We start from the raw sequence: 21,231 nt of genomic DNA on the forward strand, positions 1-21,231 counted from the left end.
ACGGTTCGCCCTCCGCTGACCCGTGTGAACTGCTCACCCGCGGGCGGTTGAGAAGTACTCACGGGCGCGAAGCGCAAATGAAAGCGACACCGGACCGGCCGATCCGCGTGATCACCACACTGAGCGAACGGCTTCCACGCAGCTTCAGCTTGGGCCGCAGCACCGCGGGGTCGACGTCGACGCCGCGCACCAGGATTTCCGCCGCACCGCAATCGTGACGGGCCAGTTCCTGCCGCAGCGATTTCTCCGAATACTTCACCTGGTCGAGGATGCGAAAGCCCCGCACACCGTCAGGAACGGAATCGCCGGTGAGATAGGCGATCCGGGGATCGAGCTGCCACAGCCCGTGCCTGGCGGCGTAGTGCCGCACCAGTCCCGCACGCACGACGGCGCCGTCCGGGTCGACGATCCATTCCCCCGGAGCGCGTTCGGGGATGTCGTCGTCCTCGGCGTCCGTGACCGTCCAGGCGGATCCGTCGGAGCCGAGCACACTCGCCCGCCGCGTGACACCGTCGCCGGACAGCCCCGGCGACCACAGGCAGGCCTCGCGCACACCGCCGTCGAGGGACACCACCTCCACCTCGCCGTCCCAGCCGAGCCGGTCGAAATCGAGTCCGGGGGCGCACTTCACGGCCAGATCGCGTCCGCGGTACGCATCGATCAGATCGGGCAGCGGCGGTTCCAGCGCGGCGGGATCGTGCGTGCGCCTGCCGCCGGACCGTCGCGCCGGATCCGCGAGGACGACGGTGCCGCGGGTGCACGGGACGAGCGCGTCGGCGCGCACCACCGTCGCGCCGGGAACGTTGTGCCGCGCCATCAGGAGCCGGACGGGGTCGAGGTCGCTGCCGATCACCGTCGCCGCCGTCCCGACCACCGCGTCGAGTTCCGCACCGATGGAACAGGTGACGTCGTGGACGTTCCGGTCCGTCAGCCGCGTCGCCCGGTGCGCGGCGACCGCACGCGGGGTCGCCTGTTGCAGTGCGTCGTCGGTGAAGAACCAGGTTTCGGTGCCGGGCAGTTTGGCGGCCGCCTTCCGCCGCAGCAGGACGGTCTCCACCAGCAACGCCACGCGCGCGCCGAAACGCGTACGCGCCCGGCCGATGTCGGCCAGGCGCGTCGACGCGGTCAGGGCGAGCGCGTCCACTTCCGCGAGAGCGCCTGCCCCGTCCGCACTCTGCAGGAACTCCACGTCCCCGGGAGTGAACGCATAGCCCAATTCAGTTGCCGGGCTTCACGCCGGTGATCATGACGTTGTAGAAGAAGCCCCGCGGCACCACGTGCCGGAGAAGCTTCTCGTCGACCCAGCTGAGCGTCTTCCATCCGGTGAACGCGAAACGTCCCCAGCCCCAGCCCAGCTTCTCCGGGGGCACCGCGGCCTCGAACGTGCGGACCGGCCAGCCGAGCAGAGCGGCGGCGAATTCCTCGGTGGCCGCGTGCACCTGGTCGGCGCCTGCCGATTTCGCGATCTTCTCGAGGTCGCTCGGATCGAACGTGTGGAGGTCGACGACGGCCTCGAGCGCGGCGGCGCGGGAGGACTCGTCCAGTTCCGCCTGCGGGCGACGCCAGTCGGCGAGGAACGGCAGCTTGGTGATCCGGGTGGTGGCCTCCCACGTCGCGCGGCCGAGCCAGCGGGCGTAGAAGTTCCCGATCGTGGTCGGCTCGCCGGCGAACACGAAGCGACCGCCCGGCTTGAGGACGCGCAGAACCTCGCGCAGCGACTGCTCGACGTCCGGGATGTGGTGCAGGACCGCGTGTCCCACGACGAGGTCGAACGTGTCGTCCTCGTACGGGATGGTCTCGGCGTCGGCGACGCGGCCGTCGACGGACAAACCGAGGCCCTCGGCGTTGCGGAGCGCGACCTTCACCATGCCGGGCGACAGGTCCGTGACCGAACCGGTCTTCGCGACCCCGCCCTGCATCAGGTTGAGGAGGAAGAATCCGGTGCCGCAGCCCAGTTCGAGCGCCCGCTCGTAGGGCAGCGGCTGATCGCCCGCAACGGCGTCGAAACGTCCGCGCGCGTAGTCGATGCACCGCTCGTCGTACGAGATCGACCACTTCTCGTCGTACGTCTCGGCTTCCCAGTCGTGGTAGAGCACCTGGGCCAGTTTGGTGTCCTTCAGCGCAGCCTCGACCTCTTCGGCGGTGGCGTGCGGATGAGGAGCTGGGTCGTCATGGGCGCTTGCAGTCATGCGGCAAATCCTACTCGCTGGTAAGAGTGAACAGGTTCTAGTTTCGGGCTTCAGACTACTCGCCCGTGAACTGAGCCTTACCCGGGCCGTTCTCGATGAACGATTCCATCCCGATCTTCCGGTCCCGGGTGGCGAACAGCGCGGTGAACAGCTGACGCTCCACCGCCAGGCCGGTGCCCAGGTCGACGTCCAGCCCGCGGTCGACGGCAGCCTTGGCCGCGGCCAGTGCGCGGCCCGCGCCCTTCGTGAACTGCGATGCCCAGGTGCGCGCCGCCTCGTACACGTCGTCCGGTGCCACGACCTCGTCGACCAGGCCGATCGCCAGCGCCTCCTCGGCGTCGACGAACCGGCCGGTGAACAGCAGATCCTTGGCCTTGGATGGTCCGATCAGCCGGGCGAGGCGCTGGGTGCCGCCGCCTCCGGGAATGATGCCGAGCAGGATCTCCGGCACGCCGAGCTTGGCGTTGTCTCCCACGATGCGCCGATCCGCAGACAGCGCGACCTCCAGGCCGCCGCCGAGCGCGTACCCCGTGATGGCGGCGACGGTCGGCTTCGGGATCTCGGAGACCGCCGCGAGGTCGGACTGCAGGTCGCCGATCACGTCGGACATCTGCCCGAACTCCATCTCGGACATTTCCTTCACGTCCGCGCCCGCAGCGAAGACCTTCTCGCCGCCGTAGACGATGACGGCCTTCACGTCGGAGTCGACGGTCGCCGCCCGCGCCGCGGCCCGCAACTCCTGCTGAACCTGACGGTTCAGCGCATTCATCGGGGGGCGCGCGAGCCGGATCGTGCCGATGCCTTCGGATACCTCGAGGGTGACAAACTCAGCCATGAGGCAAAAGGCTACTTGTCTGCCTCCGACCCGGTTTCGCGGCCCGTCCCGTCGCGATCAGCCGCGCGACGCCCACGGATGCGGACCGGCTTCGTAGTAGCCGTCCTGTCCCGGGAACTCGACGCGAAGCTGCTCCTCGCCGGTGATCAGCGTCGGCAGGATCACCGGAATCTCCGGCTCCGCGGCCAGCACGTCCGCGACCGAGCCGAACGCGCTGAGCGCCGTGAGCTGACTCCACGTCGGAGGCAGCAGGATGCTTCCGCCGCCCTGCCAGTGCGCGAGCGCCGCGGCCGGACTCTGCCACTGCACCTCCTCGGCCTCGGACGTCGCGCCGTCCGCGATCTGGCCCTGCGGCGCGGCGGCCACGAAGAACCTCGTGTCGTAACGGCGGCCCTCACCGACCGGGGTGATCCAGTTGGCCCAGGGCCGCAGCAGATCGGCCCGCAGGACGAGGCTCTCGCGTTTCAGGAAGTCGCTGAACGACAGTTCGCGCGACTCGAGCTGCGTACGGGCCTGCGCGTACCGCGACGTGTCCGCCACGACCGTGTCCGCGCTCGGTCCCGCGAGGAGCACGCCGCACTCCTCGAACGTCTCGCGCACCGCCGCGCACACGAGCGCCTTCGCGTGCGCCGCGTCGGTGGAGAACCGCCCGGCCCACCAGTCGACGGACGGGCCCGCCCAGTCGACCTCGGCCTCGGCGTCGGACGGATCGACGCCGCCGCCGGGGAACACCGTCATGCCGCCGGCGAACGCCATCCCCTTCACCCGCCGGAGGAGGAACACCTCGATGCCGGACGCCGCGGCACCTGCCGCGGCGTCACGGATGAGAATGACGGTGGACGCGTCCTTGGGCGCCACGTCGGTACTGTCGCGGGGCGTCTGCTCTTGCTTCGAGACCATGCCTCGGAACCTACGCCGCCGGGTGACGCGCGTCGCAGTCGGTCCCCTGCGCGGGTCGCGCCGACCAGTCCGGTCCTCAGCCTCTCCGGTGCGCGCCGGGGGCGCGGGTCCGCCGCGCGAAGAACCGGCCGTCCACCTTGTCCAGGCTGATGGACTGGCTGAACGCCTCGCTGAGGTTCTCGGCCGTGATGACCTGGTCCAGGAGACCCTGCGAGACCACCGCCCCCTCCTTGAGGAGCATGGCGTGGGTGAATCCCGGCGGGATCTCCTCGACGTGGTGGGTGATGAGGACCGTCGCGGGGGCGTCGGGGTCGGCGGCGAGGTCGGTAAGACGCGCGACGAGTTCCTCGCGCCCACCGAGGTCGAGCCCGGCGGCGGGCTCGTCGAGCAGCAGCAGTTCCGGGTCGGTCATCAGCGCACGGGCGATGAGGACGCGCTTGCGCTCACCCTCGGACAGCGTGCCGTAGGTCCGCTTGGCGAGATGTTCGGCGCCGAGGCTCTCGAGCATCTCGACGGCACGGTCGGTGTCCATGTCGTCGTAGCGCTCACGCCACCGCCCGAGCACCGCGTAGCCGGCGGAGACGACGAGATCGCTCACGACCTCCTCGGACGGCACCCGGTTCGCGAGGGCCGAGGAGGACAGTCCGATCCGCGGCCGCAGTTCGTTGATGTCGACGCGGCCGAGCCGCTCACCGAGGAGGTAGGCGCTTCCGCTCGTGGGATGCAGTTCGGCGGCCGCGATGCGGAGCAACGACGTCTTCCCTGCCCCGTTCGGCCCGAGGACGACCCATCGTTCGTCGAGTTCCACCTTCCAGGTGACCGGGCCCACCAGAGTGTTGCCCCCGCGGCGGAGGAGAACGTCGTCGAATTCGATGAGGAGATCAGGATCAGGTTCATGCACGGACCCATCTTCCCGCACATCTTCCGGGCATTCACGGCAGGATCAGTTGCGTGTCGCCTCACATCGATCCGTACCCCGGCGAGATGTCGTCCCTCCCGCCGAGTCTGCGGCTGCCCGGGTCGCCGTTTCCCCTGGGAGCGAAAGTGCGTGGCACCGGAACGCAGTTCGCCGTCCACGCCCCCGACGCCGAACTGGTACAGGTGTGCCTGATTTCGGAGGGGGGCGACGAGACCCGGATCGACCTGGTCCAGCGGACGTACGGCATCTGGCACGGCGTCGTCGAGGGTGTCGGTGCTGGGCAGCGCTACGGCTACCGCGCGCACGGTCGCTGGGATCCCGCGTGCGGCGTTCGCCTCAACCCCGCCAAACTACTTCTGGATCCGTGGGCCACACGCATCACCGGCGAACTCGGCGACCACGAGGCGCTGCTCTCCCACGACGGCGACCCGTTCGGCGGCCCGTCGCTCATCGACAGCCTCGGCCACACACCACTGTCGGTGGTGACGGCCGACCACGCCCGCACGAGCGGACCACGCATCGAAAGGCCGTGGGAGGAAACCGTTGTCTACGAACTCCACGTGGGGTCGTTCACCGCACGGCACCCCGACGTGCCGCCGCGGTACCGCGGAACGTATCTGGGTCTCGCCGAACCGGCCGTCGTCGGTCATCTCGTGCGCCTCGGCGTGACCGCGGTCGAACTGCTCCCGGTGCAGGCGTACGTCTCCGAGGCCACCGTCCGCTCGCGGGGGATGCGCAATCACTGGGGATACTCCACCGCAGCGTTCTTCGCCCCCCACCCGGGGTACGCGGTGGTGCCCGGCGAGGAGATCGCCGAGTTCCACACCATGGTCGACGCGCTCCACGCCGCGGGGATCGAGGTCGTTCTGGACGTGGTCTACAACCACACCTGCGAACAGAGCGTCGACGGCATCAGCCTCAGCTGGCGCGGCCTCGACGCGCCCGGCTACTACCTCCTCGACGCTGAGGGCCGCGACATCGATCTCACCGGTTGCGGGAACACCGTCGACGCGCAGTCGCCCGTCGTCGTCCGGATGATCGGTGACAGCCTGCGTTACTGGGCGCACGAGATGGGTGTCGACGGTTTCCGGTTCGACCTCGCGTCCGCGCTCGGCCGGCCCGGCGGCGGCCGATTCGATTCCCGCGCTGCGATCTTCTCCGCGATCACCGCGGATCCCGTTCTCTCGCGCTGCAAACTGATCGCCGAACCGTGGGACGCCACACCCGACGGATACCGGGTCGGGCACTTCGGCTCGCAGTGGTCCGAGTGGAACGACAAGTACCGCAACACCGTTCGGCAGTTCTGGAACGGCGGCACCGGGGTACGCGAACTCGCCTCCCGGGTGGCGGGCTCGGAGGACGTCTTCGGCACCCGGCGCCCCTGGGCTTCCGTCAATTTCGTCACCGCCCACGACGGGTTCACCGCAGCGGACCTCGTGTCGTACACCCGCAAACGCAACGAAGCCAACGGCGAGGACAATCGGGACGGCGCCGATTTCAACGACTCCGTCGACCACGGCGTCGAAGGCCCCACCGACGACCCGGCGGTCACCGAGGCGCGGTCCCGGCACGTCCGCGCGCTGCTGGCCACCCTCGCGCTGTCCACCGGCACACCGATGTTCACCGCCGGCGACGAATTCGGTCACACCCTGGGCGGCAACAACAACGCGTACTGCGTTCCCGACGGCACTCCGCGCGAAGATTCCTGGCCCCTCGACTGGAGCGCCGGGGATCCGGCGCTCGTCGCGTTCGTCACCCGCGCCCTCGATCTCCGGCGCGCCTCCCCCGCCCTGCGTCAGCCGGAATTCTTCGAGGGCAGGCGCACACCCACCGGCCATCCCGACCTGGTGTGGTTCGGCGCGGACGGCGCGGAGATGGACGATTCGGCGTGGCACGACGACTCCCGGCGCACCCTCCAGGCGTGGATCGACGGTTCCGACATCCGCTCCCACACCGAGGACGGGCACCAGCTCACCGACGACAGCTGGCTTCTCGTCTTCCACTCGGGCGGGCCTGCCGCGATCACCCTGGGGTGTCCCGAATGGTTCTACGGGACGGTGCTCGCCGAGTTCGACTCGGCCTCACCGGACGGTGCACCGGAACCGGGCGGCCCGATCTCCGGCGACGCCACGATCCCGGTGTCCGGTCCCGCACTGCTCGCCTTCCGCGCGGTCGGGTAGATGCCGCCGACACGCATCATCAACTGGATGAGCGGGCCGATGCCCAGCGCGTAGACGACGGTGCCCACCCCGACGGTGCCACCGAGCACCCAGCCGGTGGCCAGCACGGTCACCTCGATCGACGTCCGGATCACCCGCACCGACAGCCCGGTCCGCGCGACCAGCCCGGTCATGAGGCCGTCCCGCGGGCCCGGGCCCATCCCCGCACCGATGTACAGCACGGTGGCGAGCGCGTTGAGGACGACACCACCGAGCATCACCGCGATCCGCACGGCGAGAGAGTCGGCAGGTTCGAGCCACGCCAGCGACGTGTCCACCGACACCGCGACGACCACCACGTTGGCGACCGTGCCGAATCCTGGTTTCTGGCGGATCGGAATCCAGAGTGCGAGCACCACAACGCCGGTCAACGCGGTCACGGCGCCGAAACTGAGTGGCGTGCGGCCGGCGACGCCCTGATGGAACACGTCCCACGGGTCGAGGCCGAGGCCGGCGGTGATCATCATGGCCATCGAGAAGCCGTACAGCCACAGTCCGGCGAACAGTGCGATCAGGCGTCGAGCGAGCATGACCACCAGTCTGTCGTGAACCAGGGCGGTACCCCATAGCCATGACGGCGTCACTGGACTGTCGACGCGTCGGCCGCTGCTCTCAGGGGCAGGCGATCACGGTCATGGATCCGGGTGCCACCTCGGTGAAGCCGGCGTCGCGCACCGCGATCGCCCTGCCCCGCACCACCTCGATGGTCAGCGTCTCCCACAATCCGACGTCGGCGTCACGCACGGCGCAGCGGTAGCCGGTGGCCGCCCAGGCGCGGGCCTGTTCGGTGGTCATCGCGCCGGCGAGCAGCATCGACGCGTGACCGACCTGCGCGGCGGCCTTCCCGACAGTCATGTCCAGAACGGAGTTGATCCACAGCACCGGAACGCCGTCCGGGATCTCCCCGGGATCGTCGTGGTCGAGGTCGGTGCCGCCGATCTGCAGCTTTCTGATGCGGGGATCGAGCGCGCCCACGGCAACGGGCACGAGCGCGCGGGCCTGCGCACCGTCGACGTCGACGGTGATCCCGTCGACCTCCTGCGCCGCCCGCCAGCCGGCGCCCCGCGCCCGCCGCGACACCTTGCGGATCCGGGACCCCACCCACGCCTGGTAGTCCGCCTGCCACGGTCCGGGCGCGCCCGTTTCGTCGGGGCCGACGCGCGGGTCGAGGCACAATGCCACCGTCGCGGTTGCGGCTGCCTCCAGCAGGGCAGTGCGCGGCGGGGGGTCGGCCTTCGGGATGTGCAGCACGATCGGCATGGCGAGGACCTGCGCCGGGTCGTCCGGATCCGGCCGGCCGCCGTATCCGGCCGCGAGGACGGCGTGACGCGCCGCCCACCCGGAATCGGCGCCGGCCTCCCCGGCGACCGCGTCGCGGCACGATTCCGTCACGGCAGCGGGACTCGTCGCACCACGCCGTCCACCGCGTCGGCGGCCTCGACCTCGTCGCGGGTGACCCCGAGGATGAACAGCACGGCGTCGAGGAAGGGGTGCGACAGCGCGGTGTCCGCGACCTCCCGTAGCGCGGGCTTGGCGTTGAACGCGATTCCCAGGCCGGCCGCGTTGAGCATGTCGATGTCGTTGGCGCCGTCGCCGACCGCCACCGTCTGTTCCATCGGGACGCCGACCTGACCGGCGAACTTGCGCAGCGCGGTCGCCTTCGCCGCCCGGTCGACAATGTCGCCGATCACCCGGCCGGTGAGCTTGCCGTCCACGATCTCGAGCGTGTTTGCCTGCACGAAGTCGAGTTCCAATTCGTGGGCCAGCCCCTCGATGACCTGCCGGAAACCGCCGGACACCACACCGCAGTGGAAGCCGAGCCTGCGGAGCGTCCGGATGGTGGTGCGGGCGCCCGGTGTCAGCTCGAGACCGTCCGCGACGTCGTCGATCACGGACGCGTCGAGCCCGGCGAGGGTTGCGACCCGCTGGTGCAGGGATTCGGTGAAGTCGATCTCCCCACGCATCGCGGACTCGGTGACGGCACGCACCTCGTCCTCGACTCCCGCCCGGGCGGCGAGCATCTCGATGACCTCACCCTGGACGAGCGTCGAGTCGACGTCGAACACGATGAGCCGCTTGGCGCGACGGGCGAGGCCTCCGCGTTCGACCGCGATGTCGACGTTCTCCCGCACGGCCACCTCGGCCAGCACGGTGCGCAGACTCTTGTCCGCCTCCGCCGTGCCGGGAGCGCTCACCAGGAGTTCGAGGCCCGTCACCGGGTAGTCGGCGACTCCGCGGATCGAGTCGATGTTGACCCCGAGGGTCGCCATCTCCCGGGCCACCGAACGCAGCGCGCGAGCCGACACGGGGCTGCCGAGGACGACCACGGCGTGCGTGGACAGCGACTGCCTGCCCGGATCCGCACCGATCTCGACGTCCACCGACATCCCGACGGTGGCCATCGCCTCCTCGAGCTCCTCCTGCAGCGCTTCCCCGTTCTCGGGGCACGCCACGAGGACACCGAGGGTCAGTCGCCCACGAATCACCACCTGCTCCACGTCGAGAAGGCTCACGTCGTGGCGGGAGAGCGACCCGAAGAGCACCGAGGTGACGCCGGGTCGGTCGGGGCCCGTCACGGTCACCAGGACAGTGGTGTCAGCTGCACCCACCGATGTACTCCGATCATGTTGCTCGCGCGGCTTGTCCGGCACCCATTGTGCCAAGTCAAAGGCCCCGCCCGTTGCCGGGGCGGGGCCTTTCTCACACTGATGTGTCAGCGACCGGTGTCGGTGCCGGGGTCGCCTTCGTCGCCGACGGTCAGCGGCTCGTGACGTTCCTTCTCGAGCACGGTGCTGGCGTGCTTGCCACCGTGGCCCGGTCCGACGTGCGCCTCGGCCTTCATCCGCTCGACCATGTGCGGGTAGTGCAACTCGAACGCGGGACGCTCGGAGCGGATGCGCGGCAGCTCGGTGAAGTTGTGCCGCGGCGGCGGGCAGCTGGTGGCCCACTCGAGGGAGTTGCCGTAACCCCACGGGTCGTCGACGGTGACGACCTCGCCGTACCGGTAGCTCTTGAAGACGTTCCAGATGAACGGCAGCGTCGACGCACCGAGGACGAACGCGAAGATCGTCGAGAACGAGTTCAGGAACGTGAACCCGTCCGAGGGCAGGTAGTCGGCGTAGCGACGGGGCATGCCTTCGTTACCCAGCCAGTGCTGGACGAGGAACGTGCCGTGGAAGCCGATGAACGTGGTCCAGAAGTGCCACTTGCCGAGACGCTCGTCCATCATGCGACCGGTCATCTTCGGGAACCAGAAGTAGATGCCGGCGTAGGTGGCGAACACGACGGTGCCGAAGACCACGTAGTGGAAGTGGGCGACCACGAAGTAGGTGTCCGTGACGTGGAAGTCCAGCGGCGGGCTCGCGAGGATGACGCCCGACAGACCACCGAAGAGGAACGTGATGAGGAAGCCGATCGAGAACAGCATCGGCGACTCGAACGTCAACTGGCCCTTCCACATGGTGCCGATCCAGTTGAAGATCTTCACACCCGTCGGGACGGCGATCAGGAACGTCATGAACGAGAAGTACGGGAGCAGCACGGCGCCGGTGGCGTACATGTGGTGAGCCCACACCGCGATGGAGAGCGCGGCGATCGCCAGGGTCGCGTAGACCAGGCCGCTGTAACCGAACACCGGCTTACGGCTGAAGACCGGGAAGATCTCCGAGACGATGCCGAAGAACGGCAGCGCGATGATGTACACCTCGGGGTGACCGAAGAACCAGAACAGGTGCTGCCACAGCAGCACACCACCCGTGGCCGGGTCGAAGATGTGGCCACCGAGGTGACGGTCGACGAACAGACCCATGAATGCGGCGGTCAGCAGCGGGAACGCCAGCAGAATCAGGATGCTGGTGATGAAGATGTTCCACGTGAAGATCGGCATCCGGAACATCGTCATGCCGGGGGCACGCAGGCAGATGACGGTGGTGATCATGTTGACACCACCGAGGATGGTGCCGAGGCCGGCGACCGCGAGGCCCATGACCCAGAGGTCGGCGCCGACGCCCGGGGAGTGCAGCGCACTCGTCAGGGGCGTGTAGGCGGTCCAGCCGAAGTCTGCGGCTCCACCGGGGGTGATGAAGCCCGCGGTCGTGATGATCGCGCCGAACACGTACAGCCAGTAGCTGAACGCGTTGAGTCGCGGGAACGCCACGTCGGGGGCGCCGATCTGCAGCGGCAGGATGTAGTTGGCGAACCCGAACACGATCGGCGTCGCGTACAGCAGCAGCATGATCGTGCCGTGCATGGTGAACAGCTGGTTGAACTGCTCGTTCGACAAGAACTGCATACCGGGCACAGCGAGCTCGGCGCGCATCATCAGGGCCATGAGACCACCGATGAGGAAGAACGCGATCGAGGTCGTCAAGTACATGATTCCGAGCACCTTGGGGTCGGTGGTCGTAATCATTTTGAAGATGAACGAGCCCTTGGGTCCCTGCCGCGGCGGGTAAGGCCTGGCTGCAGCTATCGCGGGGACTGGCTGGGGCGCTACGGCAGTCACTGATCCTCCTGAATGCGCGTCCGACCCCGGGCTGCGAGGCGAACGGTCTCTGGCTTGCGCTCATCGAATCGTAGACCGTGCCCTCTGCGGCCTCCGACTGGGTCCTACCCACTGTCGTACTTACCCGGACTCAGAGCAAACCGGGGCGCGGTCGACCTGCGGTTTGTTCCACCGGGGAGCACCGGGGAGTGCTCACTGTCACGCGGTCCGGCGTGTCGCGTGGGGGGCGGTCGAGGCGGTCCCGCGGAGGCTCCGGCACGCCGGAACCGGGCTGTTAAGGTTTCGCTCACCTAACTTCTATCAGGAGCTCCATGTGAACGTTCTCTCCCGCCGCCGGGTCGTCGCCGGCGCGGTCGCGCTGGCCGCGGCAGCCACCCTCTCGATCACGTCCTGCTCCAGCGGCGACGACTCCGCCGCCGCCGGCACCACGTCGTCGACCGGACAGTTCCCCCGCACCGTCGACCACTTCCGCGGCAGCACCGAAATCCCGGCCGCACCGCAGCGCATCGTGGCACTCGACAACAGCTTCACCGACGCCGTCCTCCTCCTCGAGGCGCCCCTGGTCGGGTACGTCGACTACCGCGAACCGGGCCTGCCCGACTACCTCGGCACCACCCGCGACGAGTACGCGGCGGATGCGAAGTCCGTGGGCAAGGTCAGCAGCGCGAGCCTCGAGCAGATCGCCGCGCTGCAACCCGACCTGATCATCTCCGCCGAGGTGCGCGACGGAAAGAACTACGAGCAACTGTCGGCGATCGCGCCGACCGTCTTCACCGAGACGACCGGGCCCACGTGGAAGGACAACATCCGGCTCGTCGGCAAGGCACTCGGCAAGGAGGACCTCGCGGAGCAGAAGATCGGCGCCTACGAAGAGCGGGCCGCCGCCGTCGGTGCCGAGATCAACGGGACGGCGTCGAATCCGGTGATCTCGGTCGTCCGGTTCGCGGGCGAGCCGACGGCACGCCTCTACCGCACCACCTCGTTCAGCGGGATCGTCGTCGCGGACGCCGGGCTGGCACGTCCGCAGAGCCAGGGCCCCGATCCTGCCGACCCGGACAACATCATGCAGGCCGTCAGCCCCGAACTGATCAGTGAAGCGGAGGCCGACGTCATCTTCGTCAGCACCTGGCAGGACCCGGCAGGCAAGAGCGCCGAAGCGGCGAAGCCGTTCCTGGAGAGCCCGCTGTGGCAGACGCTGAAGGGACGCAAGGTCGACGTCGACGACGCCCGCTGGATGACGCCGGTCAGCGTTCAGGGCGCGCACCTGATCCTCGACGACCTGTCGGACACGTTCGGGGTGGACAAGCACAGCGGCTAACCTGAACGCGCCCGCACACACAGGAAGTCGCCGAATTGTCCCCTCGTAGGTTTTCCGCCCGCCGCGCGTCCACCGGTCTGGTCGCTGCCGTCGCCGCGCTCACGCTGGCCGGCTGCTCTCAACCGTCCGACGACGATCCCGCAGCGTCCATCGTCCGGACCACCACGCAGATCGCCGGGGCCGGCGTGGTCGGCATCGAGCGGGACACCACGACGGCCTGCGCCGAGCCGGCCCCGGTCGACGCCTCACTCGCGGCCGGCTCGACGCACCGGGTGGTCCACACGAAGGGTGAGAGCGACGTCCCGTCCGATCCGCAGCGGATCGTGGTCCTCGACAGCGCCGCGCTGGACGCGGTGTGCGCCCTCGGCCTGTGGGAGAACGTGGTGGGCGCGGCAACCCTCGACGGCGATTCGCCGCAGCCCGGCTACCTCGGCACCGGCGTCTCCGAGATTCCGAGCGTCGGATCCGTCGACGCCCCGGACGTCAACAGGATCGCGCAGGCGGACCCGGACCTGATCCTCGGATCGAGTCCGGCGTCCGACCAGCTGTACGGCGCGCTCTCCCCCATCGCGCCCACCGTGTTCGTCGGCTCCGACCCCGTGTACTGGAAAGCGCAGTTCCTCCTCGCCGGCAACGCACTGGGCCGGGCCGACGCGGCGACCGCGGCACTCGAGCAGTACCAGCAGGACGCGAAGCAACTCGGCATCGACATCGATGCCGCGCAGACCCAGGCGTCCGTCGTCCGTTTCGACGCCGACAGCATCGAGGTCGAGGGTCCGGCCACATTCGCGGGCCAGGTCCTCACGGACGCCGGGGTGCGGCGGCCCGCCTATCAGAACCTCGACGGCGCCGTCACCGAACCGATCTCCGAAGCCGACATCGACCAGGCCGAGGGCGACCTGATCTACGCCGTCCTGGACGGCGAGGACGGCACCGCGCACGCGGAGGACGTCATGTCCGGGGAAGCCTGGGAAGATCTCGAGGCGGCCTCCGACAAGCGGGTCTTCGCCGTCGAGGGCGACGTGTGGGGCGGAAACGGCGTCGTCGCCGCGCGCGCAATGCTCACCGACCTGCGGAACACGCTGAACGGCTACGTCGGCTAGGAGGCTCGATGCCCGTACCCGAGTTCGTCACCGCCCTGCGCAGCCACGTCGGCACCGCACCGCTGTGGCTGTCCGGGGTCAGCGTCGTGGTGCGCGACGACGGCGGGCGGGTGCTGCTGACCCGGCGCGTCGACAACGGCAAGTGGGCGGTCGTGTCCGGCATCCTCGAACCCGGGGAGGAACCCGGCCCGGCCGCGCTCCGGGAGATCCGTGAGGAAACCGGTGTGGACGCCGAACTGGTCCGGATCACGAGCGTCGACGTCACCGACCCGGTCACCTACCCCAACGGCGACGTCGCCCAGTACCTCGACGTGTGTTTCCTCGCCCGGTACGTCGGCGGGGAGGCCGCCGTGACGGACGACGAGAACCACGACGTGGCCTGGTTCTCCCCCGAGTCGCTGCCGGACGACCTCACCCCGTCGTCGCGGCTGCGCCTCGACAAGGCGCTGCAGGACGTCCCCGAGGCGTGGTTCCGCCGCTGAACGCACTTCGCCCGATGCCGCACCGGTGCAGCAGAACCGGACCGGTGTGACATCGGGCGACGCGAAAAGTTCGTTCTAGAAATCCCAGTCTTCGTCCTCGGTGTTGACGGCCTTGCCGATGACGTACGAGCTGCCCGAGCCGGAGAAGAAGTCGTGGTTCTCGTCGGCGTTGGGTGAGAGCGCCGACAGGATCGCCGGGTTGACGTCCGTCTCGTCCTTCGGGAACAGACCCTCGTAGCCGAGGTTCATCAGCGCCTTGTTGGCGTTGTACCGCAGGAACTTCTTGACGTCCTCGGTGAGGCCCACCTCGTCGTAGAGGTCCTGGGTGTAGTCGACCTCGTTGTCGTAGAGCTCGAAGAGCAACTCGAACGTGTAGTTCTTGAGGTCGTCGCGCTCGGCCTCGGTGAGCTGCTCGAGACCCTTCTGGTACTTGTAGCCGATGTAGTACCCGTGCACAGCCTCGTCACGGATGATGAGGCGGATGAGGTCGGCGGTGTTGGTGAGCTTCGCCCGCGACGACCAGTACATCGGCAGGTAGAAGCCGGAGTAGAACAGGAAGCTCTCGAGCAGGGTGGACGCCACCTTGCGCTTGAGCGGCTCGTCGCCCTGGTAGTAGTCCATGACGATCTCGGCCTTGCGCTGCAGGTTCGGGTTCTCCTCGGACCAGCGGAAGGCGTCGTCGATGTCGCGGGTGGAGCACAGCGTCGAGAAGATCGAGCTGTAGCTCTTCGCGTGCACCGACTCCATGAACGCGATGTTGGTGTACACCGCCTCTTCGTGCGGGGTGATGGCGTCGGGGATGAGGCTGACGGCGCCCACGGTGCCCTGAATGGTGTCGAGGAGCGTCAGCCCCGTGAACACCCGCATCGTGAGCTGCTTCTCCTGCGCCGTGAGCGTGCCCCACGACGGGATGTCGTTGGACACCGGCACCTTTTCGGGCAGCCAGAAGTTGCCGACGAGACGGTCCCACACCTCGGCGTCCTTCTCGTCCTGGACGCGGTTCCAGTTGATCGCGGATACGCGACTCACCAGCTTGACCATTGATTCCTCACTTCGTTCGGCTGTGAGTACTTGTTAACCGCCGGCGGTTAACAAGTACTCACGGGCGGCGGAGCCGCACTACAGCATGCAGGAGACGCAGTTTTCGACCTCGGTACCCTCCAACGCGAGCTGACGCAGCCGGATGTAGTACAGCGTCTTGATGCCCTTGCGCCACGCGTAGATCTGCGCCTTGTTGATGTCGCGGGTGGTGGCGGTGTCCTTGAAGAACAGCGTCAGCGACAGCCCCTGGTCGACGTGCTGCGTCGCGGCGGCATAGGTGTCGATGATCTTCTCGTACCCGATCTCGTAGGCATCCTGGTAGTACTCCAGGTTGTCGTTGGTCAGGTACGGCGCCGGGTAGTAGACGCGGCCGATCTTGCCTTCCTTGCGGATCTCGATCTTCGACGCCACCGGGTGGATGGAGCTGGTGGAGTTGTTGATGTAGGAGATCGATCCGGTCGGCGGCACCGCCTGCAGGTTCTGGTTGTAGATGCCGTGCTTCTGCACCGACGCCTTCAGCTCACGCCAGTCGTCCTGGGTCGGGATGTGCAGGCCCGCATCGGCGAACAGCTGCCGCACCCGCTCGGTCTCCGGCTCCCACACCCGGTCGGTGTACTTGTCGAAGAACTCTCCGGACGCGTACTTGGACTCCGGGAAGCCCGCGAAGTACGTGCCGCGCTCCTTGGCGATCTCGTTGGACGCCCGGATCGCGTGGAACACCACGGTGTAGAAGTAGATGTTCGTGAAATCGATGCCCTCGTCGGAGCCGTAGTGGATCCGCTCGCGCGCCAGGTATCCGTGCAGGTTCATCTGCCCGAGTCCGATGGCGTGACCCTCGTCGTTCGCCTTCCGGATCGACGGGACGGAGTCGATGGAGGTCTGATCGGCGACCGCGGTCAGCGCACGGATCGACGTCTCGATGGTCTGCGCGAAGTCCGGCGAGTCCATCGTCTTCGCGATGTTCAGCGAACCGAGGTTGCAGGAGATGTCCTTGCCGATGTGGCTGTAGGACAGGTCGTCGTTGAACAGCGACGGCGTGGAGACCTGCAGGATCTCCGAGCACAGGTTCGAGTGGGTGACCTTGCCCGCGATCGGGTTGGCGCGGTTCACGGTGTCCTCGTACATGATGTATGGGTAACCGGACTCGAACTGCAGCTCGGCGACGGTCTGGAAGAACTCGCGTGCCTTGATCTTCGACTTGCGGATGCGCTTGTCGTCGACCATCTCGTAGTACTTCTCGGTGACGTTGATGTCCGCGAACGGCTTGCCGTAGATGCGCTCCACGTCGTACGGCGAGAAGAGGTACATGTCCTCGTTCTTCTTCGCCAGCTCGAACGTGATGTCCGGGATGACGACGCCGAGAGACAGCGTCTTGATGCGGATCTTCTCGTCCGCGTTCTCGCGCTTGGTGTCGAGGAAGCGGTAGATGTCCGGGTGGTGCGCGTGCAAATACACTGCGCCTGCGCCCTGACGCGCACCGAGCTGGTTGGCGTAGGAGAAGGAGTCCTCGAGCAGCTTCATGATCGGGATGACCCCGGAGCTCTGGTTCTCGATCTTCTTGATCGGTGCACCGTGCTCACGAACGTTGCTGAGCAGCAACGCAACTCCGCCGCCGCGCTTGGACAGCTGCAGTGCGGAGTTGATGGAGCGGCCGATCGACTCCATGTTGTCCTCGATGCGCAGCAGGAAGCAGGACACGGGCTCGCCGCGCTGCTTCTTGCCCGAGTTGAGGAAGGTCGGGGTGGCCGGCTGGAAGCGGCCGGCGATGATCTCGTCGACGAGCTTGGTCGCCAGGTCCTCGTCGCCCGCGGCCAGCGTCAGGGCGACCATGCAGACACGGTCCTCGAAACGCTCCAGGTACCGCTTACCGTCGAACGTCTTGAGCGTGTACGAGGTGTAGTACTTGAACGCGCCCAGGAACGTCGGGAAACGGAACTTCTTCGAGTAGGCGTGGTCGATCAGCGTCTTGACGAAGTTGCGGGTGTACTGGTCGAGGACCTCACGCCCGTAGTAGTTCTCCTTGACCAGGTAGTCCAGCTTCTCGTCCTGGTTGTGGAAGAAGACGGTGTTCTGGTTGACGTGCTGGAGGAAGTACTGGTTCGCGGCCTCGCGGTCCTTGTCGAACTGGATCTCACCGTTGGGCCCGTACAGGTTGAGCATCGCGTTGAGCGCGTGGTAATCGAGACCGTTCGTCGAGTCTCCACCGCGCGCGTCGCGCTCTACGCTCCCCGCGTCGATGGTGTCTGTGATGGTCGGCGCCACTTCTCGTGCTCCTCGTCGTCTAAGTGATCCCAGAATTCACCCAGACCGGCCTTCACCCGCTCGACGTCCTCGGCTGTGCCCATGAGTTCGAAGCGGTAGAGGTAGGGAACGTGGCATTTCTGAGAGATGATATTTCCTGCAAAGCAATAGGATTCACCGAAATTGGTGTTTCCCGCCGCGATCACTGCTCGGATCAGCGACCTGTTGTGTGTGTTGTTGAGAAATCGGATGACCGGCTTCGGGACGTAACTGGTGTCGCGGCCCATGGCCGTCGTCCCCCCGCCGTAAGTCGGGAGGATCAGCACATAGGGTTCGTGCACCTCGAAGGTGCCCTCGCGGTCATGAATGGGTATGCGCGTCGCAGGCAGCCCGAGCCGCTGGACGAATCGGTGCGTGTTCTCCGAGGCGCTGGAGAAGTACACCAGCGATGTCATCGGTTTCCACCATCTGGACTAGTACTACCGTTTACTTCCGTCCGGGAATCGGCTCGTCCTCCGCCTCGGGCGGTGCGATCGCCTCGCTTCAAGCAGCGTTTGCCGAGAGGGTCTTGATGCGGTCGGGGCGGAAGCCCGACCAGTGCTCGTCACCGGCCACGATCACGGGCGCCTGCAGATATCCCAGTGCCATGACGTAGTCCCGGGCTTCGGGGTCTTCGGTGATGTCGACGACGGAGTATTCGATACCCGCCTTGTCGAGGGCCCGGTAGGTGGCATTGCACTGAACGCAAGCGGGCTTGGTGTAGACGGTGATGCTCATGAAGTCCCTCTTTCCACTGCCGAATGGAGCTGACGAAGTGTGTGTTCAGCGCACTGAGACTTCCCCTGATCGAGATGGCGGTGACCCCCGATGGAGATGCTCACCGAGTCGGTTCTCGTTGTGGTCTCTCAGTGCTCAAGACACTACACCTAGTGGCCGACAGAAACACTTAACCCGAGATGTTGTGAGTCACATTGATGAAATTCCCTGGTCGTCATCCCGCAGACCACAAATTTCGTGCTCGCTCCGGCGTGTCGCACATCACATTTTCGGCGTGACGCGGGACACCCCTGAATTCGCGCTCGTGCACTGGAGGCTCGCGGGAGCTTACGTCACCTCCGACGACACGCCCGCATCGGCGGCGCGGGCGCCGGGAGAGCCCCGTGCGGAGCGGCCGGACACCGCTCCGGCGGGCGATGCAGGCCCCTTCCGGGACCCGTCCCCCGCAGCACCCGGAACCCCCGCTCCACCGCCTGCCGCGTCCGGGCCACACCGGGCGCCGCACCCGACCGGCCCCCCGCTTGCCGGCCGGTAACTGCAGGCCCCGACTCCCCCTCCCGGTACCTTGAGCGCATGTCCGACGACTCCCTGGGCGACCCCGGCTGGTCGGCGCCCGTAGCGCGCACGAGGCGAGTGACGCCGAACATGCAAAGGATCACCCTCGCGGGCGGGGATCTGACCCGATTCGCGTCCAGCGGGACGCCCGACGAGCGCCTGCTCCTCGCGTTCCCGCCGGACGGCGCGGAGAAGCGCAGTTACACCGTGCGCCGCTGGGACCCGGACGCCCTGGAGATGGACATCGACTTCGCCGTCCACGCGGGCGGGACCGCGGCGCACTGGGCCGCGGGCGCGCGCCCGGGCGAGATGGTCGGGTTCTCCACCGCCTCGGGGTGGTACGCGCCGCCCGCGGACGCCGAATGGCAGCTCCTCGTCGCCGACATGACGGCACTGCCCGCCGTCGGACGCATCCTGGAGGAACTACCCGGATCGGCGCGGGTGCACGTGATCGCGGAGGTCACCACCCCGGCGGATCGGCAGCAGTTCGCGACCGGTGCCGCGCTGACCGTGACGTGGCTGGACGGAAGCGGCAACGGCGCCGGGGACAGCCTGCTGGCCGAGGCTGCCCGGGACCTGCCGCTCCCGGATTCACCGGGATACGTGTGGTTCGCGGGCGAGGCGACGGTGTCGCGGGTGGTGCGACGCTGGTTGCGCCACGACCTTCACTGGCCGGCGGACCGCTACGACGTCATCGGCTACTGGCGCGACAACAAGGAGGAGTGGGTCGCGCGGTACGAGACGGTGCGCGAACAGATAGAAGCCGCCAGGAACTCTGCCCTGGCGGCCGGTGAAGACTTCGACGCGGTGCGGGACGCCGTCGACGCAGCCCTGGATCGGACCGGACTGTAGCGGCGACGGCGTTCCGCGCGCGGATCGTCAGGCGTCGACGAGTTCCTTCGTGGCGTCGACCAGGCTGGCGACGACGCCCGCGACCTGCTGCGCGACCTCGGCGTTCTCGCGGGGATGCCGGTCACCGAACTTGTCGATGGTGCCGCCGATGGCGAGGGTGACGTCCTCGAGGACCTTGCCGCCTGCGATGCGGACGGCCTTGCGGGTGTCCTCGTGCGCCCACTGCGCACCGTTGCCGCTGGGCGAGGCGCTGATGACGGCGACGGGCTTGTCCTTGACGGCGCCGGTGCCGTACGGCCGGGAGATCCAGTCGATGGCGTTCTTGAGGACGGCGGGAATGGTGCCGTTGTACTCGGGCGTGAGCAGCAGGAGCGCGTCGGCGCGGCCTGCGGCGTCACGCAGCGCCTCGACGGCGGGAATGGAACCGGCGACGTCGATGTCTTCGTTGTAGAAGGGGACCTCACCGAGTCCGTCGAACACGGTCACCTCGGCACCCTCGGGTGCCACGGCGATCGCGGTCTCGGCGAGCTGACGGTTGACGGAGGCGGCGCGGAGGCTGCCGACGAGAACGAGAACGTTGGTCTGTGACATGTCGATAATCCTTCGATGGTGCGTAGGGCGGCTCGTGAACATGTATAGCAACTAAACGGACCGCGGTCCACTTATGTTCCCGCCGCGGTAGGATGCGGAGTGTGACCAGCCCCCTCCTGCCCCAGATCGGGGTCGACCCCCCGGAACGCGGAGACGCCGCACGTAACCGGCGTCTTCTGCTCGATGCGGCCGCGCTGCTGGTGGCCGAACGCGGTGTCGACGCCGTCACGATGGACGCCGTCGCCTGCAGGGCCGGTGTGGGCAAGGGCACAGTGTTCCGCCGGTTCGGCAGCCGGTCGGGACTCATGCACGCACTCCTCGACCACACCGAACGAGAACTTCAGCAGTCCTTCATGTTCGGCCCGCCGCCCCTCGGGCCGGGCGCCGACCCGATCGACCGGCTGATCGCCTTCGGGCACGCACGCATCGCGATCGTCGAGGTGCAGGGCGAGGTCCAGCGCGCGGCCGAGAACTCTCTCGAGTTCCGTTTCGCCGCCCCCGCACGGGCGGTGTCGGTGCGCCACGTCGTCTCCCTTCTCCGCGCGGCCGGCGTGCAGGGCGATCACGAACTGCTCGCCTGCTCGCTGCTCGCCCCCCTCGAGGCCACACTCGTACTGCACGAACTGCGCGACCTCGGGATGTCCGTCGAACGGCTCGGGGATGCCTGGGAGGACCTGATCCGGCGCGTCACCCGATGTTGATCCC

Annotated in this window: 19 protein-coding genes and 1 pseudogene; 6 read left to right on the top strand and 14 right to left on the bottom strand. The window is 67.8% G+C overall.

Annotated elements, in window-relative coordinates; all coding sequences use genetic code 11:
- Positions 1-58: 58 nt before the first annotated feature.
- The 5 genes from ACFTZB_RS05775 to ACFTZB_RS05795 form a co-directional block, all read right to left on the bottom strand.
- Positions 59-1,216, bottom strand: a complete 1,158-nt coding sequence (locus ACFTZB_RS05775; protein WP_378430525.1) for a class I SAM-dependent methyltransferase — start codon at positions 1,214-1,216, stop codon at positions 59-61.
- Position 1,217: 1 nt separating this feature from the next.
- The gene (locus ACFTZB_RS05780; RefSeq protein ID WP_378430526.1) at positions 1,218-2,189 is read right to left on the bottom strand and encodes a class I SAM-dependent methyltransferase; all 972 of its coding nucleotides are present in this window, start codon (positions 2,187-2,189) and stop codon (positions 1,218-1,220) included.
- Positions 2,190-2,244: 55 nt separating this feature from the next.
- Positions 2,245-3,024, bottom strand: a complete 780-nt coding sequence (locus tag ACFTZB_RS05785) for an enoyl-CoA hydratase/isomerase family protein (protein WP_124392720.1) — start codon at positions 3,022-3,024, stop codon at positions 2,245-2,247.
- A 57-nt stretch (positions 3,025-3,081) separates the two neighbouring features.
- Positions 3,082-3,924 carry an NUDIX hydrolase gene (locus ACFTZB_RS05790; RefSeq protein ID WP_378430527.1) on the bottom strand — a complete coding sequence of 281 codons (843 nt, stop codon included), beginning with the start codon at positions 3,922-3,924 and terminating at the stop codon, positions 3,082-3,084.
- A 76-nt stretch (positions 3,925-4,000) separates the two neighbouring features.
- Positions 4,001-4,825: an ABC transporter ATP-binding protein gene (locus ACFTZB_RS05795; protein WP_378430528.1), complete on the bottom strand. Its 825-nt coding sequence runs from the start codon at positions 4,823-4,825 to the stop codon at positions 4,001-4,003.
- A gap of 83 nt (positions 4,826-4,908) precedes the next feature.
- On the opposite strand from ACFTZB_RS05795, the pseudogene glgX reads away from it, so the two are divergent.
- Positions 4,909-6,870 (top strand): annotated as a pseudogene (gene glgX / locus ACFTZB_RS05800) (glycogen debranching protein GlgX); the annotation flags it as partial.
- 20 nt (positions 6,871-6,890) lie between these two features.
- Here the strand turns inward: glgX and ACFTZB_RS05805 are convergent.
- The 4 genes from ACFTZB_RS05805 to ctaD form a co-directional block, all read right to left on the bottom strand.
- Positions 6,891-7,592, bottom strand: coding sequence for a YitT family protein (locus tag ACFTZB_RS05805; protein ID WP_378430529.1), 702 nt, complete (start codon positions 7,590-7,592; stop codon positions 6,891-6,893).
- 82 nt (positions 7,593-7,674) lie between these two features.
- Positions 7,675-8,454 (bottom strand): aminoacyl-tRNA hydrolase, encoded by a 780-nt coding sequence (locus ACFTZB_RS05810; protein WP_378430530.1) that lies wholly within the window; start codon positions 8,452-8,454, stop codon positions 7,675-7,677.
- Entirely contained in the window at positions 8,451-9,671 is a 1,221-nt protein-coding gene (gene serB, locus ACFTZB_RS05815) for a phosphoserine phosphatase SerB (protein WP_015890195.1), read from the bottom strand. Before serB ends, ACFTZB_RS05810 begins: the two co-directional genes overlap by 4 nt.
- A 104-nt stretch (positions 9,672-9,775) precedes the next feature.
- Positions 9,776-11,566, bottom strand: coding sequence for a cytochrome c oxidase subunit I (gene ctaD / locus ACFTZB_RS05820; protein WP_005240299.1), 1,791 nt, complete (start codon positions 11,564-11,566; stop codon positions 9,776-9,778).
- A gap of 313 nt (positions 11,567-11,879) precedes the next feature.
- Here ctaD and ACFTZB_RS05825 point away from each other — a divergent pair, with 313 nt between their 5' ends.
- From ACFTZB_RS05825 to ACFTZB_RS05835, 3 genes are read left to right on the top strand one after another with little or no spacing between them, the layout of a single operon-like run.
- A complete protein-coding gene (locus tag ACFTZB_RS05825) occupies positions 11,880-12,884 on the top strand; it encodes an ABC transporter substrate-binding protein (protein ID WP_378430531.1) in 1,005 nt (334 codons plus the stop codon).
- 35 nt (positions 12,885-12,919) lie between these two features.
- Positions 12,920-13,987: an iron-siderophore ABC transporter substrate-binding protein gene (locus tag ACFTZB_RS05830; RefSeq protein WP_378430532.1), complete on the top strand. Its 1,068-nt coding sequence runs from the start codon at positions 12,920-12,922 to the stop codon at positions 13,985-13,987.
- A gap of 8 nt (positions 13,988-13,995) precedes the next feature.
- Positions 13,996-14,469, top strand: coding sequence for an NUDIX domain-containing protein (locus ACFTZB_RS05835; RefSeq protein ID WP_378430533.1), 474 nt, complete (start codon positions 13,996-13,998; stop codon positions 14,467-14,469).
- Between the two features lie 75 nt (positions 14,470-14,544).
- Here ACFTZB_RS05835 and nrdF read toward each other — a convergent pair whose 3' ends face one another.
- The 4 genes from nrdF to ACFTZB_RS05855 all read right to left on the bottom strand — a co-directional run bounded on the left by nrdF (position 14,545) and on the right by ACFTZB_RS05855 (position 18,528).
- The gene (gene nrdF / locus ACFTZB_RS05840; RefSeq protein ID WP_015890191.1) at positions 14,545-15,510 is read right to left on the bottom strand and encodes a class 1b ribonucleoside-diphosphate reductase subunit beta; all 966 of its coding nucleotides are present in this window, start codon (positions 15,508-15,510) and stop codon (positions 14,545-14,547) included.
- A gap of 78 nt (positions 15,511-15,588) precedes the next feature.
- Positions 15,589-17,772, bottom strand: a complete 2,184-nt coding sequence (gene nrdE, locus ACFTZB_RS05845) for a class 1b ribonucleoside-diphosphate reductase subunit alpha (RefSeq protein WP_378430534.1) — start codon at positions 17,770-17,772, stop codon at positions 15,589-15,591.
- The gene (gene nrdI, locus ACFTZB_RS05850; protein ID WP_087556616.1) at positions 17,730-18,206 is read right to left on the bottom strand and encodes a class Ib ribonucleoside-diphosphate reductase assembly flavoprotein NrdI; all 477 of its coding nucleotides are present in this window, start codon (positions 18,204-18,206) and stop codon (positions 17,730-17,732) included. Before nrdI ends, nrdE begins: the two co-directional genes overlap by 43 nt.
- 88 nt (positions 18,207-18,294) lie before the next feature.
- Positions 18,295-18,528 carry a redoxin NrdH gene (locus tag ACFTZB_RS05855; RefSeq protein ID WP_005240286.1) on the bottom strand — a complete coding sequence of 78 codons (234 nt, stop codon included), beginning with the start codon at positions 18,526-18,528 and terminating at the stop codon, positions 18,295-18,297.
- Between the two features lie 573 nt (positions 18,529-19,101).
- Here ACFTZB_RS05855 and ACFTZB_RS05860 point away from each other — a divergent pair.
- Entirely contained in the window at positions 19,102-19,935 is an 834-nt protein-coding gene (locus tag ACFTZB_RS05860; protein WP_378430535.1) for a siderophore-interacting protein, read from the top strand.
- A gap of 27 nt (positions 19,936-19,962) precedes the next feature.
- Here ACFTZB_RS05860 and ACFTZB_RS05865 read toward each other — a convergent pair whose 3' ends face one another.
- Entirely contained in the window at positions 19,963-20,526 is a 564-nt protein-coding gene (locus ACFTZB_RS05865; RefSeq protein WP_378430536.1) for an NAD(P)H-dependent oxidoreductase, read from the bottom strand.
- A gap of 101 nt (positions 20,527-20,627) precedes the next feature.
- Here ACFTZB_RS05865 and ACFTZB_RS05870 point away from each other — a divergent pair, with 101 nt between their 5' ends.
- Positions 20,628-21,227 (top strand): TetR/AcrR family transcriptional regulator, encoded by a 600-nt coding sequence (locus ACFTZB_RS05870; protein ID WP_043826917.1) that lies wholly within the window; start codon positions 20,628-20,630, stop codon positions 21,225-21,227.
- Positions 21,228-21,231: the final 4 nt, after the last annotated feature.

This window comes from Rhodococcus sp. NPDC057014, from assembly GCF_042673295.1.
GTDB lineage: Bacteria > Actinomycetota > Actinomycetes > Mycobacteriales > Mycobacteriaceae > Rhodococcus_F.